The 11882-nt window shown below is 73.2% G+C and carries 12 protein-coding genes; 8 read left to right on the top strand and 4 right to left on the bottom strand.

The genetic code is table 11. The annotated features are described in order from the left end of the window. Positions 1-14 precede the first annotated feature (14 nt). Positions 15-1454 carry an alkaline phosphatase PhoX gene (locus E6U81_RS27165; protein WP_136232706.1) on the top strand — a complete coding sequence of 480 codons (1440 nt, stop codon included), beginning with the start codon at positions 15-17 and terminating at the stop codon, positions 1452-1454. A 27-nt stretch (positions 1455-1481) separates the two neighbouring features. Here the strand turns inward: E6U81_RS27165 and E6U81_RS40045 are convergent, their stop codons facing one another. The 4 genes from E6U81_RS40045 to E6U81_RS27150 all read right to left on the bottom strand — a co-directional run bounded on the left by E6U81_RS40045 (position 1482) and on the right by E6U81_RS27150 (position 4968). After that, on the bottom strand, positions 1482-1658 hold the full coding sequence (locus E6U81_RS40045; RefSeq protein WP_168714754.1) for a hypothetical protein: 177 nt from the start codon (positions 1656-1658) through the stop codon (positions 1482-1484). Between the two features lie 102 nt (positions 1659-1760). Next, entirely contained in the window at positions 1761-3029 is a 1269-nt protein-coding gene (locus E6U81_RS27160; RefSeq protein ID WP_206310027.1) for a TerD family protein, read from the bottom strand. Between the two features lie 35 nt (positions 3030-3064). After that, the gene (locus tag E6U81_RS27155; protein ID WP_136232704.1) at positions 3065-3304 is read right to left on the bottom strand and encodes a hypothetical protein; all 240 of its coding nucleotides are present in this window, start codon (positions 3302-3304) and stop codon (positions 3065-3067) included. A 140-nt stretch (positions 3305-3444) separates the two neighbouring features. After that, complete coding sequence (locus E6U81_RS27150) at positions 3445-4968, bottom strand: aldehyde dehydrogenase (NADP(+)) (RefSeq protein WP_136232703.1); 1524 nt, start codon at positions 4966-4968, stop codon at positions 3445-3447. Between the two features lie 128 nt (positions 4969-5096). Between E6U81_RS27150 and E6U81_RS27145 the strand changes: the two genes are divergently transcribed. The 7 genes from E6U81_RS27145 to E6U81_RS27115 all read left to right on the top strand — a co-directional run bounded on the left by E6U81_RS27145 (position 5097) and on the right by E6U81_RS27115 (position 11879). Beyond that, positions 5097-5879 carry an IclR family transcriptional regulator gene (locus E6U81_RS27145; RefSeq protein ID WP_136232702.1) on the top strand — a complete coding sequence of 261 codons (783 nt, stop codon included), beginning with the start codon at positions 5097-5099 and terminating at the stop codon, positions 5877-5879. Between the two features lie 230 nt (positions 5880-6109). Further along, complete coding sequence (locus E6U81_RS27140) at positions 6110-7009, top strand: hypothetical protein (RefSeq protein ID WP_240804044.1); 900 nt, start codon at positions 6110-6112, stop codon at positions 7007-7009. Beyond that, a complete protein-coding gene (locus tag E6U81_RS27135) occupies positions 7009-8301 on the top strand; it encodes a histidine kinase (RefSeq protein WP_136232701.1) in 1293 nt (430 codons plus the stop codon). Before E6U81_RS27140 ends, E6U81_RS27135 begins: the two co-directional genes overlap by 1 nt. Continuing rightward, positions 8298-8981, top strand: a complete 684-nt coding sequence (locus E6U81_RS27130; RefSeq protein WP_136232700.1) for a response regulator transcription factor — start codon at positions 8298-8300, stop codon at positions 8979-8981. The genes E6U81_RS27135 and E6U81_RS27130 overlap by 4 nt, the downstream gene beginning before the upstream one ends. A 62-nt stretch (positions 8982-9043) precedes the next feature. Then, the gene (locus tag E6U81_RS27125) at positions 9044-10492 is read left to right on the top strand and encodes a penicillin-binding transpeptidase domain-containing protein (protein WP_136232699.1); all 1449 of its coding nucleotides are present in this window, start codon (positions 9044-9046) and stop codon (positions 10490-10492) included. A gap of 64 nt (positions 10493-10556) precedes the next feature. Further along, positions 10557-11033: a GNAT family N-acetyltransferase gene (locus tag E6U81_RS27120; RefSeq protein WP_136232698.1), complete on the top strand. Its 477-nt coding sequence runs from the start codon at positions 10557-10559 to the stop codon at positions 11031-11033. A 138-nt stretch (positions 11034-11171) separates the two neighbouring features. Then, positions 11172-11879, top strand: a complete 708-nt coding sequence (locus tag E6U81_RS27115) for a DsbA family oxidoreductase (protein WP_136232697.1) — start codon at positions 11172-11174, stop codon at positions 11877-11879. The last annotated feature ends 3 nt before the right edge of the window (positions 11880-11882 follow it).

Here is an 11882-nt window from a genome sequence, read left to right as displayed (position 1 = left end):
CCCCTGGAGACCCGATGCCGCTCAGCCGCAGAGACTTCACCGCCCGTACCGTCATCGCCGGCGCGGGGGTCGCGCTCACCGGGACGGTCGGCGCCCTCGCGACCGCTCCGGGTGCGCTCGCGGCCGAGGACGGCGCGGGCCGCGACGAGCACGGGCGGCCCTGTGAGCCCGGCTACGGCCCGCTCGTCCCCGACCCGGCCGGCATCCTCGCCCTCCCCGCCGGCTTCAGGTACCGCGTGATCACGCACAGCGGCGTCACGCGGCTGGAGTCCGGCGAGACCACCCCGTCCCACCACGACGGGACCGCGGCCTTCGAGGGGCACCGCGGCGTCACCCTCCTCGTCAACAACCACGAGCTCAAGGGCAAGCGGGAGAACTGGGCGCGCCCCGTTCCGCTCGCCGAGGGCCTCGTCTACGACCCGGCCGCGGCGGGCGGTTGCACGGTCGTCGAGGTCCGGCGCGGCGGCGAGGTCGCCGAATGGGTGGGCATCGCCGGTACGTCGACCAACTGCGCGGGCGGCGCCACCCCCTGGGACACCTGGCTGACCTGCGAGGAGAATTCCGACCTCGCCGGGAAGAACGGCATGACCAAGGACCACGGCTACGTCTTCGAGGTCGACCCGCACGACCGGCGCGCCAACCGCGACCCGAAGCCGGTCAAGGCCTTCGGCCGCTACGACCACGAGGCCGTGGTGATCGATCCGCGCCAGGGCCACGCGTACCTGACCGAGGACGCCTCCGGGCCCAACGGGCTGCTCTACCGCTGGACCCCGCCCCGCGGCTTCCGGCACGGGCGCGGCCGGCTCCGTACGCTCGCCGCCGACGCGGGCGTGCTCCAGGCCGCCAAGTGCACCGACAGCTCCGGCCGGTTCGTCGACGACCTGTCGCGCGCCACACGGATCGGCACCGTCTACGGCGTCGACTGGGTGGACGTGGCGGACCGCGACGCGCGCACCGTGCCGGTGCGGCGGCAGTTCGCGGACAACGCGGTGACGCGCGGACGCAAGCTGGAGGGCATGTGGTGGGCCGACGGCGGCGCGTACTTCGTCTCCTCCTACGCCCGTGAGGAGAGCCCGGGTGCCGCGCACGACGGACAGGTCTGGTTCTACGACCCCAAGCGGCGCACGATCCGGCTGACCGTCCTCATCGGAGTCAACGCGGACCCGTCGGCGGACGGCGGCTACGACGGCCCCGACAACATCACCGTGTCGCCGTACGGAGGCCTGGTCATCGCGGAGGACGGCTCGGGGCTGCAGCACCTGTTCGGCGCGACCGCATCGGGCCGTACCTACCCGCTGGCGCGCAACGAGCTGAACATCGGGTCGGCCGAGGAGCCCGAGTACTCCGAATTCACCGGTGTCTGCTTCTCCCCGGACGGACGCACCCTGTACGCCAACCTCCAGGACCCGGGCGTCATGCTGGCCATCACCGGGCCGTGGCGGCGCGCACACTGACGCTCCGCCCGGCCGGTATCGCGGGCCTCAGTGGGCCGGGGAAACCTCCGCGCGGGAGGCCTCGGCCCACTCGGCGAGCAGGAACTCATACGCCTCGGAAGGCCACTCGCCGTCCACCCTGGTCTCCACGAGGTGCCGGATCGCCTCGTTCGCCTCGGCGGCGGACGGGCGGGCGGGCCCCGCGGGTGTGAAGGTCTCGTGCATGCTTCCAAGGCTACGGGCGGGCACTGACAGCCACCCACGGATTACGCGTGGCATCCATCACCCGCGAACCCGTCCGGTGGCCGCCCGTGCCCGCCCACCTGCTCAGAGTGCCTGGGCGGCCGGCTTGACCATGCCGCGCACTGTGCGCGACTTCACAAACTCGCCCATGGCCGTCATCTCCCACTCGCCGGAGAACTGACGGATCAGCTTGGCCATCATCACGCCCGTCTGCGGTTCGGCACTGGTGAGGTCGAAGCGCACCAGCTCCTCGCCGCTGGCCGCGTCGATCAGACGGCAGTAGGCCTTGGCCACGTCGGTGAACTTCTGGCCGGAGAAGGAGTTGACCGTGAAGACCAGGCCCGTGGCGTCGGCGGGGAGCCTGCCGAGGTCCACGACGATCACCTCGTCGTCGCCCGCGCCCTCACCGGTGAGGTTGTCGCCGGAGTGCTTGATGGCGCCGCCCAGGATGGACAGCTTGCCGAAGTAGCAGCTGTCGATGTGGTTGCGCTGCGGGCCGTACGCGATCACGGACGCGTCGAGGTCGATGTCCCGGCCGCGGAAGGCGGGCTCCCAGCCCAGGCCCATCTTGACCTGGGAGAGCAGCGGGCGGCCGCCCTTGACGAGGGAGACGGTCTGGTTCTTCTGGAGGCTGACCCGGCCCTTGTCCAGGTTGATCTTCCCGGTGGCGGGCGGGGCGGCCGGGGCTGCGGCGGGAGCGGGAGCGGGCGCGGGGGTGACCGGGGCGGGGGTGCCGGCTCCGGCGGTGAGCCAGGGGGAGGGCTGGTGGGTCGTCGGCGGGGCGGGCGGGGCAGGGGGTGTCACGGGTGCGGCGGGCGCGGGCGGGGCCACGGCGGCTGCGGGAGCCGGTTCCTCCTCCACGCTGACCCCGAAGTCGGTGGCGATGCCGGCGAGGCCGTTCGCGTACCCCTGGCCGACCGCGCGGACCTTCCACACGCCACCGCGCTGGTAGATCTCGACGACGACGAGCGCGGTCTCGGTGGCCAGCTGCGGCGGGGTGAACGAGGCGATCGCCGCGCCGCCGTCGGCATTGCGCACGGTGGCGGTGGGCTCGATGCCCTGGAAGCTCTGCCCGGCGGCATCGGGGCTGGCCGTGACCACGATCCGCTCGATGCCCGGGGGCACCGCGGAGGTGTCCACGGTGACCGAGTCCGGCGCCGCGCCCCCGCCCGACCGGTAGGTGACACCGGGCCCGGAGGGCTGGTTGAAGAAGATGAAGTCGGCGTCGGAGCGCACCTTGCCGTCCGCCGTGAGGAGCAGGGCGGACACGTCGAGCCGCACCGGCGCAGCCACGTCGACCGTCACGCGGACGGCATTGAGCGGCAGGTTGGATCCAGGGGTCATAGCGGTCATGCACGGAGAACGAGCGGAGGTGCTTTGCCGTTCCCTTACCTTCGCGGGATATTTCCGCCCCGGTTGCGGGGGTGGTTCTTCGCGGTGCGCTCGTTGCCGAACTTGTAGGAGCCGGTCCACCGGGCCATCACGAGCTGCGGATCCCCGCCCTCCACTTCAGCCAGGAACGCGGCGGCGCGGTTCCCGCGCAGGGTGGCCGCGGTGCGGCTCATGTGGGTGATGACGACGCAACCGTCGCGCCGTACGTCGTACGTGAACCCGTGTGGTCTCGGCATGGCCCGCAGCCTGCCCCGCGGAGCGCGGGACGGGCAACGGGATTGTTCGTGCGCGAAGGGCGGCCGGGCCCAGGGGCCCCGGGGCGCCGGGCCCAGGGGTGCCCGCGTCGGCCGGCTGTCGGCCGCCCGCCGACCGCAGGTCAGCCGCCGGTCACCCGGCGCGGCAGGCCCAGGGGATTGGCCTCGCGCAGCTCGGCCGGAAGCAGTGCGTCCGGCACCGACTGGTAGGCCACCGGCCGCAGCCAGCGCTCGATCGCCGTGCCGCCGACCGAGGTGGAGTGCGAGGTCGCGGCCGGGTACGGCCCGCCGTGGTGCTGGGCCGGGGCCACCGCGACCCCGGTCGGCCAGCCGTTGACCACGATCCGCCCCGCCAGCTGCGTGACCTGCCCGATCAGCTCGGCGGCCGGGCCGGGGGCGCCCTCGGCCTCGGCGGCCGACAGCTGCAGGGTGGCGCTCAGGTTGCCGCCGAGCCGCCCGAGGACCGCTCCGGCCTCGGCCCGGCCGGCGTACCGGACGACGACGGTGACCGGGCCGAAGCACTCCTCCAGGAGGACGTCGTGCCCGTCGCCCGCGAGGAGGTCCCCGGCCCGCACCGTCAGGTAGCCCGCGCCCACGGTGTGCTCGCCGCCGGATCCCGGGGTGACGGGGGCCTCGACGCCGGGCAGCGCGGCCCGCTCGCGCACCCCGGAGACGAAGTTCTCCCGCATCCGGTGGTCGAGCAGCACTCCGGGCTCGGTCTCGCCGAGGGCCTTGGTGAGCGCGCCGGTGATCCGGTCGCCGTCCGCGCCGTCCGGCACCAGGACCAGGCCGGGCTTGACGCAGAACTGGCCGACTCCGAGGGTGACCGAACCCGCCAGACCGGCGCCGATCTCCTCGGGTCGTTCGGCGGCCGCGGCCGGGGTGACCACGACGGGGTTGAGGGAGCCCAGTTCGCCGTGGAAGGGAATGGGCACGGGCCGGGCGGCGGCCGCGTCGAACAGCGCCCGCCCGCCCCGGATGGAACCGGTGAATCCGGCGGCCGAGACCAGCGGGTGACGGATCAGCTCCAGGCCCGCGTCGAACCCGTGGACCACGCTCACCACTTCGGGCGGGAGCCCGTTCGCGACGGCCGCCCGGCGCAGCAGCGAGGCGCACAGCTCGGAGGTGGCGGGGTGGTCGGGATGCGCCTTGACCACCACCGGGCAGCCCGCGGCCAGCGCGCTCGCGGTGTCCCCGCCGGGGACGGAGAAGGCGAGCGGGAAGTTGGAGGCGGCGTAGACCGCGACCACGCCGAGCGGGACCTTGTAGCGGCGCAGCTCGGGGCGCGGCGGGGTGAGGGAGGCGTCGGCGCGGTCGATCCGGATGTCGAGGTAGGCCCCCTCGTCGACGGCGTCGGCGAAGGCGCGCAGCTGGCCGGTGGTGCGGGCCAGTTCGCCGGTCAGCCGGCCCGGGCCGAGCGCGGTCTCGGCGTCGGCGGCCTCGATGACATGGGCGGCGGCCTCGTCGAGGAGTGCGGCGGCGGTGCGCAGGAAGGCGGCGCGGACGGCGGCGTCCGCGAGCGGGCCGCGGGCGGTGTGGGCGGCCCGTACGGCTTCGTCCACCTCGTGGGATGTGGCTTCCACCGCAACCTGCTCGCGCTGCTTCCCGGTGCGGGGGTCCACACTCCAGACTGGTGTCGTTGTCATGGCCCACTGCCTCCTGGATCGTTCAGTATTCTGAACGTGGTTCCGGTGGATGAATGATCACATCTGCTGCGGACTCTATTTCCGGGGTCCTCCGCGTGACAAGAGGCGACCAGAGGGGAAGCGGGCGTATGACGACGACCGAGCCGGGGATTCCGGTTGCGGCGGCGCCGGTGAAATCGGCGGTCCGGACCGTCCTGTTGCTGGAGCACTTCGCGGCCCGGCCGGGGCTGCACAGCCTGGCCGACATCCAGAGCGACCTCTCGCTGCCCAAGTCCAGCCTGTACATGCTGCTGCGCACGCTGGTGAACCTCGGCTGGGTGGAGACGGACGCGACGGGCACGCGGTACGGCATCGGCGTACGGGCCCTGCTGGTCGGCAGTTCGTACATCGACGGCGACGAGGTGGTCGCCGCGGCCCGGCCCACCCTGGACCGGCTCTCCGACGACACGACGGAGACCATCCACCTGGCTCGGCTCGACGGGACGAGCGTGGTGTACCTGGCCACCCGGCAGTCCCAGCACTACCTGCGGCCCTTCACCCGGGTCGGGCGGCGGCTGCCCGTGCACTCGACGGCCCTCGGCAAGGCGCTGCTCGCCACGCACTCGGACGCGGAGGTGCGGGCGCTGCTGCCGCGGCGGCTGGAGGCGGTCACCGAGCACACCGTCACCGACCGCGAGCAGCTCATCGAGGAGCTGGAGCTGGTGCGGGAGCAGGGGTACGCGCTGGACCGGGAGGAGAACACGCTCGGGCTGCGCTGCTTCGGGGTGGCCGTGCCGTACCGCACGCCGGCCCGGGACGCGGTGAGCTGTTCGGTGCCGGTGGCCCGGCTGACGCCGGGGCACGAGCAGGTCATCAAGGCGGCGCTGTTCGAGGCGCGCGACCGGCTGTCGGTGGTGACGCGCCGCATGTGAGGCGCCGCATGTGACGGTGCGTGGGGCGGCGCGGGGGCCGCTGTTCCTCCCCCGCGCGGGGGAGGCGGTTCCCCATTGAGGGGGAGGTGGCGGGCCGCCGCGCACGGGACCGTTGGGACATGACCACACGAGCCGTTCACACGAAGCACGCACCGCAGTCCTCCGCCCCGGCCCCTGCGCCCGTCCCGGCGCCTGCGCCTGCCGGGGCCGGGAGGCACATCCTCACGGCAGTGGCCCTGGTGGCCACGGTGCCCTATCTGGCGCTCAAGGCCGCCTGGCTGTCCGGCAGCCGGATCGGGATACCGGACGGCAGCGTGCTGCTGGAGGCCGGCCCGTTCCTCACGGTCGCCAATGCCGTCACGCTGGCCATGGACGCGTGCGTGATCCTGCTCGTCCTGGTGCTCACCAGACCCTGGGGGCTGAGAACGCCCGCCTGGATGCTGACCGTTCCGGTGTTCACCGCCACAGGCCTGCTGACGCCGATCCTCCTCGGATTCCCCGGCCAACTGCTCGTACGGGCCCTGGGCTTCGGGGACGGCCCGGAGGCGGCGGCCGCGCGGGAGCCCTTCCTGGACTCCTGGGTCTTCATGGTCGTGTACACGGGATTCACCGTCCAAGGGCTCGCCCTGGCCGCGCTGTTCGTGCCCTACGCGCGACGGCGCTGGGGTCGGCGGTGGCAGGGCGTGGTGGGAGATCGGCTGCCGTCACCCACGGGGGTGGTGGCGGCAGCCGCGGCCGCGGGCGCCCTGGTCCTGGGCGGGATGTTCCTCTACTGGGCCCTCGGGGGCACCGCCGGGCTGAGTGCCGAGCAGGCCGAGGCGCATTCGGCGGAGACCGCCGTCGCATCCGTGGCCCACACGATATGCGCGCTCGCCGCGGGAGCGGGGGCGCTGCTCCTGGCCCGCGGTGGGGTGCTTCGGGCACGGTGGCCGCTCGGACTCGCCTGGGTCGGTGCCGCCGCGACCCTGGCGTGGGGGGCCTGGCTGCTGATCGCCTCGCTGGGGCCGCAGCTGGGTCATGGTGAAGGACCGTCCTCGGCCGCGCAGTCGATCTACGCTGGCCAGATGGTCACGGGATCGCTCGCCACCGCCGTCCTCACCCGGTTCCTCATATCCCGACGCGAGAGCTGATGCGCGACGGCCTGGGCCGGCTGCTGGGGGCGCGGGCGCGGCTGCGGTGGGTCCACCAGATCCTCGGCGGCGCCCTGCTGATGCCGTACTTCCTCCTGGCCTCGGTGGCGGTCGGCTCGGTGGCCGGCGGGGCCAACGCCCTGTCCTCCCTGCCCCTGTCCCTCGCCGCCTACGCAGCGGCCCTGCCGCTGGCCGCCGCCACCGGGGTGTACGGGCTGGTCCGGCCGCTGTCGGTGACCGCCGTCCGGGCCATGTGCGCGGTGCCGGGGGAGCGGCTCGCCGAAGGGCCGGCCCGGTCCTGGGCCGCCCGGGGGCGGGCATCGGCCTGGTGGACTGCGCACCTGGGGATCGGAGCGCTGGTCAGCGGGATGACCCTGGCGGTGCCGCCCATGGCGGTGGTGCTGATCGTGCTGCCGTTCGTGAGCGGACTGCGCGAAGTCAGGCTGGGCTTCGGATGGTTCAACACGGGTGTCGAGACGTACACGGCCCCCTTCCTCGGGATCGGCCTGCTGGCCGCACTCGCCCTGTGTGCGGCCGCGGCCGGGGAGCTGCTGGCCCGGCTGGCGCCCGTACTGCTCGGGCCCACGGCCGCGGACCGGCTCGCGGCGGCCGAGGAGCGGGCGGCCGACCTGGCCGTACGCAACCGGCTGGCCCGGGAGCTGCACGACGCGGTCGGCCACGCGCTCAGCGCCGTCACCCTCCAGGCGGCCGCCGCGCGGCGGATGCTGGAGCGCGACCCCGACTTCGTACGGGAGGCGCTCACCGCGATCGAGGACACCACGCGGCGGACCGTGGGCGAACTGGACGCCGTACTGGGCCTGCTGCGCGAAGGGGACCCGGCGCGGCCGGACGGAGCGGCCGCCCCCGCGCCCACCCTCGCCGCCGACCTCGCCGGGCTGCTGGCCCGCACCCGCGCCGCGGGCACCACTGTCACCGCGCACCAGGACCCCGGACCCGCGGGGGACTGGGCCCGGCTCCCGGAGACCACCTCGCGCGAGGCCTACCGGATCGTGCAGGAGGGCCTCAGCAACGCACTGCGCCACGGCGCCGGCCCGGTGGACCTGCGGATCCTCGTCCGCGCGGGCCACGCCACCGGACGACGAGAACTGGAGATCACCGTGACCAATCCGCCCGCCCGGCCCGGGGGCCGGGAGCCCCGCACCACCGGGGGCCGCGGGCTGCGCGGCTCCGCGGAGCGGGCCGCCCTGCTCGGCGGCAGCGTCGAAGCCGGCCCGCACGAGGAGCGGTGGCGGCTGCGCGCCGTCCTCCCGCTGGCCGGCGGCGACCGATGACCGCTGGCGCCCCGGCGGGCCGGCCGCCGCTGCGCATCGTGGTCTGCGACGACGAGCGCATGGTCCGCACCGCGCTGCGGGTCATCCTTGAGGACGAAGCCGACCTGGAGGTCGTCGGCGAGGCCGCCACCGGCGCCGAGGCGGTCCCACTCGTGCGCTCCCTCGCCCCCGACGTGGTGCTGATGGACGTCCGGATGCCCGAGATCGACGGTATCCGGGCCACCGAGCAGATCCTCGCCACCATGGCCGAGCCACCCAGGGTCGTGGTCGTCACCACCTTCGAGAACGACGCCTACGTCTACGAGGCGCTGCGCGCCGGAGCCGTCGGCTTCCTCCTCAAGCGCGCCGACCCCGACGAGCTGATCGGCGCGGTCCGGCTGGTCGCCCGCGGCGACTCGCTGCTCTTCCCGGCCGCCGTCCGCTCCCTCGCCGCCGCCCACGCGGCGGCCACCGCCCCCGCCGTCGCCCCCTGGATCGCCAGGCTCACCGACCGCGAGGCCGACGTACTGCGCCTGATGGCCACCGGACTGTCCAACCACGAGATGAGCGAACGCCTCGGGGTCGGGCCGCAGACGGTCAAGACCCACGTCGCGGCGGTCCTCGCCAAGACCGGCTCCCGCGACCGCACCCAGGCGGTCATCGCGGCCTACGAGGGAGGGTTCATCATGAGGAAAGCCTGAGAAGTCGGCCACAATCGGGGCAGAGCGGAACGCCTGAGGCCGCCGGGACGTCTTTTCGGGCGATGAACAAGACGATCAGGCGTGCGTCGGTCTTCTGTCTGCTCCTGGTGCTGGCCCTGCTGGTCCGGGTCACCTGGGTGCAGGCCTACCAAGGCCAGGCCCTCGCAGACGACAAGCACAACCGCCGCAATCTCATCGGGCAGTACGAGAACCCGCTGGGCAACATCATCGTGGGCGGGGAGGCGATCACCGGCTCGGAGAAGACGGGCGGCAAGGACTTCGGCTACAAGCGGACCTACGTCGACGGCCCCCTCTACGCGCCCGTCACCGGCTACAGCTCCCAGGCGTTCGGCACCAGCATGCTGGAGGGCGTCTACAAGAACGTCCTCAACGGTTCCGACAGCCGGCTGAAGACCGTGATGGACATGCTCACCAACAAGCGGGCCGACCCCGGCAACGTCCTCACCACGATCGACAAGGACGTGCAGAAGGCCGCCTACGACGCGCTCCAGGGCAAGCAGGGCGCCGCCGTGGCCATCGACCCCGCCACCGGCGCGATCCTCGCCGTCGTGAACAACCCCTCCTTCGACCCGGGCAGCATCGCCGGCGCCAACGACCAGAAGGCCTGGGACGCGCTCTCCGCGGACAAAGGCAAGGCTCTGGAGAACGTGGCGCTCCGCAAGCCCCAGGCGCCCGGCTCCACCTTCAAGCTGGTCACCCTCACCGCCGCGATCGAGAACGGCCTGGTCACCGACATCGACCAGCAGACGGGCATCCCCGACCCGTACACGATCCCCGGCACCCGCACCCCGCTGCCCAGTGAGGCGGGCTCCGCGGCCTGCAACAACGTCTCGGTGCGCACCGCCCTGCGTCTGTCCTGCAACAACGTGTTCGCCGAGCTCGCCTCCAAGCTCGGCCAGGACAAGATGCGTGCGACCGCCGAGAAGCTCGGCTTCAACACGCAGATCGACACCCCGGTCCGCACCAACCCGCCGAGCAAGTACCCGTCCAAGAAGATGTCGATCGACCAGGTCGCGCAGACGGGTATCGGCCAGTTCGACGTCCAGGCCACCCCGCTGCAGATGGCGATGGTCACGGCCGCGATCGAGAACGGCGGCGAGCTCGTCGCCCCGCACATGGTCTCCGAGGTCACCGACGCCAACGGGAACGTGCTGGAGAGTTTCAAGGACCCGAAGTCCCAGAGGGTCATGAAGGAGAAGACGGCCTCGATGATCCGGGACGCCATGCGCACGGTCGCCACCGAGGGCGGCGGCAAGCCGGCCCAGGTGTCGGGCGCCGAGGTGGGCGGCAAGACCGGCACCGCGCAGCGCGGCGTGAACAACAGCCTCGCGCCGCTGGCCTGGTTCACCTCCTACGGCAAGGCGAACGGCAAGCAGATCGCCGTGGCCGTGGTGATCGAGAACTCCGACACCGACCGCTCCGAGATCGGCGGCGGCAAGCTGGCCGCGCCGATCGCGCAGAAGATGATGCAGGCCTGGCTGAAGAAGTAGCCACGCGGGGCGCCACGCCCGACGCGCCGGGAACCGACGGAGTTCCCGGCGCGTATCTGTCTTCATGATCAGGAATGCGGGACCCGCCGACCTCGACGCCATCGCCGCCCTCCACACCAGGGCCCGGGCCACCTACTACCAGGGCCACATACCCGAAGAGGCCTACGCCGGCGAGGCCGAGCTGGCCCGCACCCGCGAGGGCTGGACCGTGGCCGTCGCCCGCGAGGCCGCCGAGGGCGCGGTGCTGTGCGCCGAGGAGGGCGGCGAGCTCACCGGGGTCGCCGCCTTCCGCACGCAGGACGGCGAGACCACCCTCACCCAGCTCCACGTCGATCCGGTCCGCTGGCGCCGGGGCACCGGGGCCGCCCTCCACGAAGCCTGCCTGGAGGTCTGGCGTCGCGCCGGCATCCGTCGGGTCCGCCTGGAGGTCTACGAGCACAACCTCCGGGCCCAGGCCTTCTACGCCGCCCAGGGCTGGAGGCCCGACCCGTCCGCCACCCCGTCGGGCAGCCACCGCACCCTCTGGCTGGACGTTGCCTGAGGCCGTCCCGCCAGCGCCCTCGGCCCGCCACGCGGCATCCGCCGTGTCCGGGGAATGAGACGGCGGGACGGATGGTTCACACCACTGATGGTTGAACAGCAAACCGTCCCCCCAGTGACCCCGGAGAGAAGAAGGACCATGCGCGTCGAGATCTGGAGCGACATCGCCTGCCCCTGGTGCTACATCGGCAAGGCCCGTTTCACCAAGGGGCTGGCCGAATTCGCGCACCGCGACGAGGTGGAGGTCGTCTTCCGGTCCTTCGAGCTCGACCCGGGCAGCCCCAAGGGCGTGACCGCCCCCGTCGTCGAGATGCTGGCCAAGAAGTACGGCCGCACCCTCGACGAGGCGCGCGGCATGGAGGAGCACGTCGCCGCGAGCGCCCGCGCCGAGGGGCTGACGTACCGGACCGACGGGCGTGACCACGGCAACACCTTCGACATCCACCGGCTGCTGCACCTGGCCGACGCCAGGGGCCTGCAGGAGGAACTGCTCGACCTCGCCTACCGGGCCAACTTCGGCGAGGAGCGCTCCGTCTTCGACCCCGAGGTGCTGATCGCGCTCGCGGTCGAGGCCGGCCTGGACGAGGCCGAGGCCCGCGCCGTCCTCGCCGACGGCTCCGCCTACGCCGACGAGGTCCGCGCCGACGAGCGCGAGGCCGCCGAGCTGGGTGCGAACGCCGTGCCGTTCTTCGTCCTCGACCGCCGCTACGGGATCTCCGGCGGACAGCCGGCCGAGGTGTTCACCCGGGCCCTGGAGCAGGCCTGGGCCGGGCGCGAGGTGGAGGAGCCGGCGGCCGCGGCCGACGCGTGCGAGCCCGACGGAGCGTGCGCCGTCCCGCAAATATAAGTA

It is taken from the genome of Streptomyces sp. A0592 (genome assembly GCF_004795115.1).
In the GTDB taxonomy this organism is placed as follows: domain Bacteria; phylum Actinomycetota; class Actinomycetes; order Streptomycetales; family Streptomycetaceae; genus Streptomyces; species Streptomyces erythrochromogenes.
Note: the sequence above shows the minus strand (reverse complement) of the source record. Positions and strands in the feature narration are given on the sequence as shown.

Coding starts and splice junctions, on each gene's coding strand:
- E6U81_RS27165 (WP_136232706.1), top strand. CDS start 15: ATGCCGCTCAGCCGCAGAGACTTCACCGCCCGTACCGTCATCGCCGGC.
- E6U81_RS40045 (WP_168714754.1), bottom strand. CDS start 1,658: ATGCACGAGACCTTCACACCCGCGGGGCCCGCCCGCCCGTCCGCCGCC.
- E6U81_RS27160 (WP_206310027.1), bottom strand. CDS start 3,029: ATGACCGCTATGACCCCTGGATCCAACCTGCCGCTCAATGCCGTCCGC.
- E6U81_RS27155 (WP_136232704.1), bottom strand. CDS start 3,304: ATGCCGAGACCACACGGGTTCACGTACGACGTACGGCGCGACGGTTGC.
- E6U81_RS27150 (WP_136232703.1), bottom strand. CDS start 4,968: ATGACAACGACACCAGTCTGGAGTGTGGACCCCCGCACCGGGAAGCAG.
- E6U81_RS27145 (WP_136232702.1), top strand. CDS start 5,097: ATGACGACGACCGAGCCGGGGATTCCGGTTGCGGCGGCGCCGGTGAAA.
- E6U81_RS27135 (WP_136232701.1), top strand. CDS start 7,009: ATGCGCGACGGCCTGGGCCGGCTGCTGGGGGCGCGGGCGCGGCTGCGG.
- E6U81_RS27130 (WP_136232700.1), top strand. CDS start 8,298: ATGACCGCTGGCGCCCCGGCGGGCCGGCCGCCGCTGCGCATCGTGGTC.
- E6U81_RS27125 (WP_136232699.1), top strand. CDS start 9,044: ATGAACAAGACGATCAGGCGTGCGTCGGTCTTCTGTCTGCTCCTGGTG.
- E6U81_RS27120 (WP_136232698.1), top strand. CDS start 10,557: ATGATCAGGAATGCGGGACCCGCCGACCTCGACGCCATCGCCGCCCTC.
- E6U81_RS27115 (WP_136232697.1), top strand. CDS start 11,172: ATGCGCGTCGAGATCTGGAGCGACATCGCCTGCCCCTGGTGCTACATC.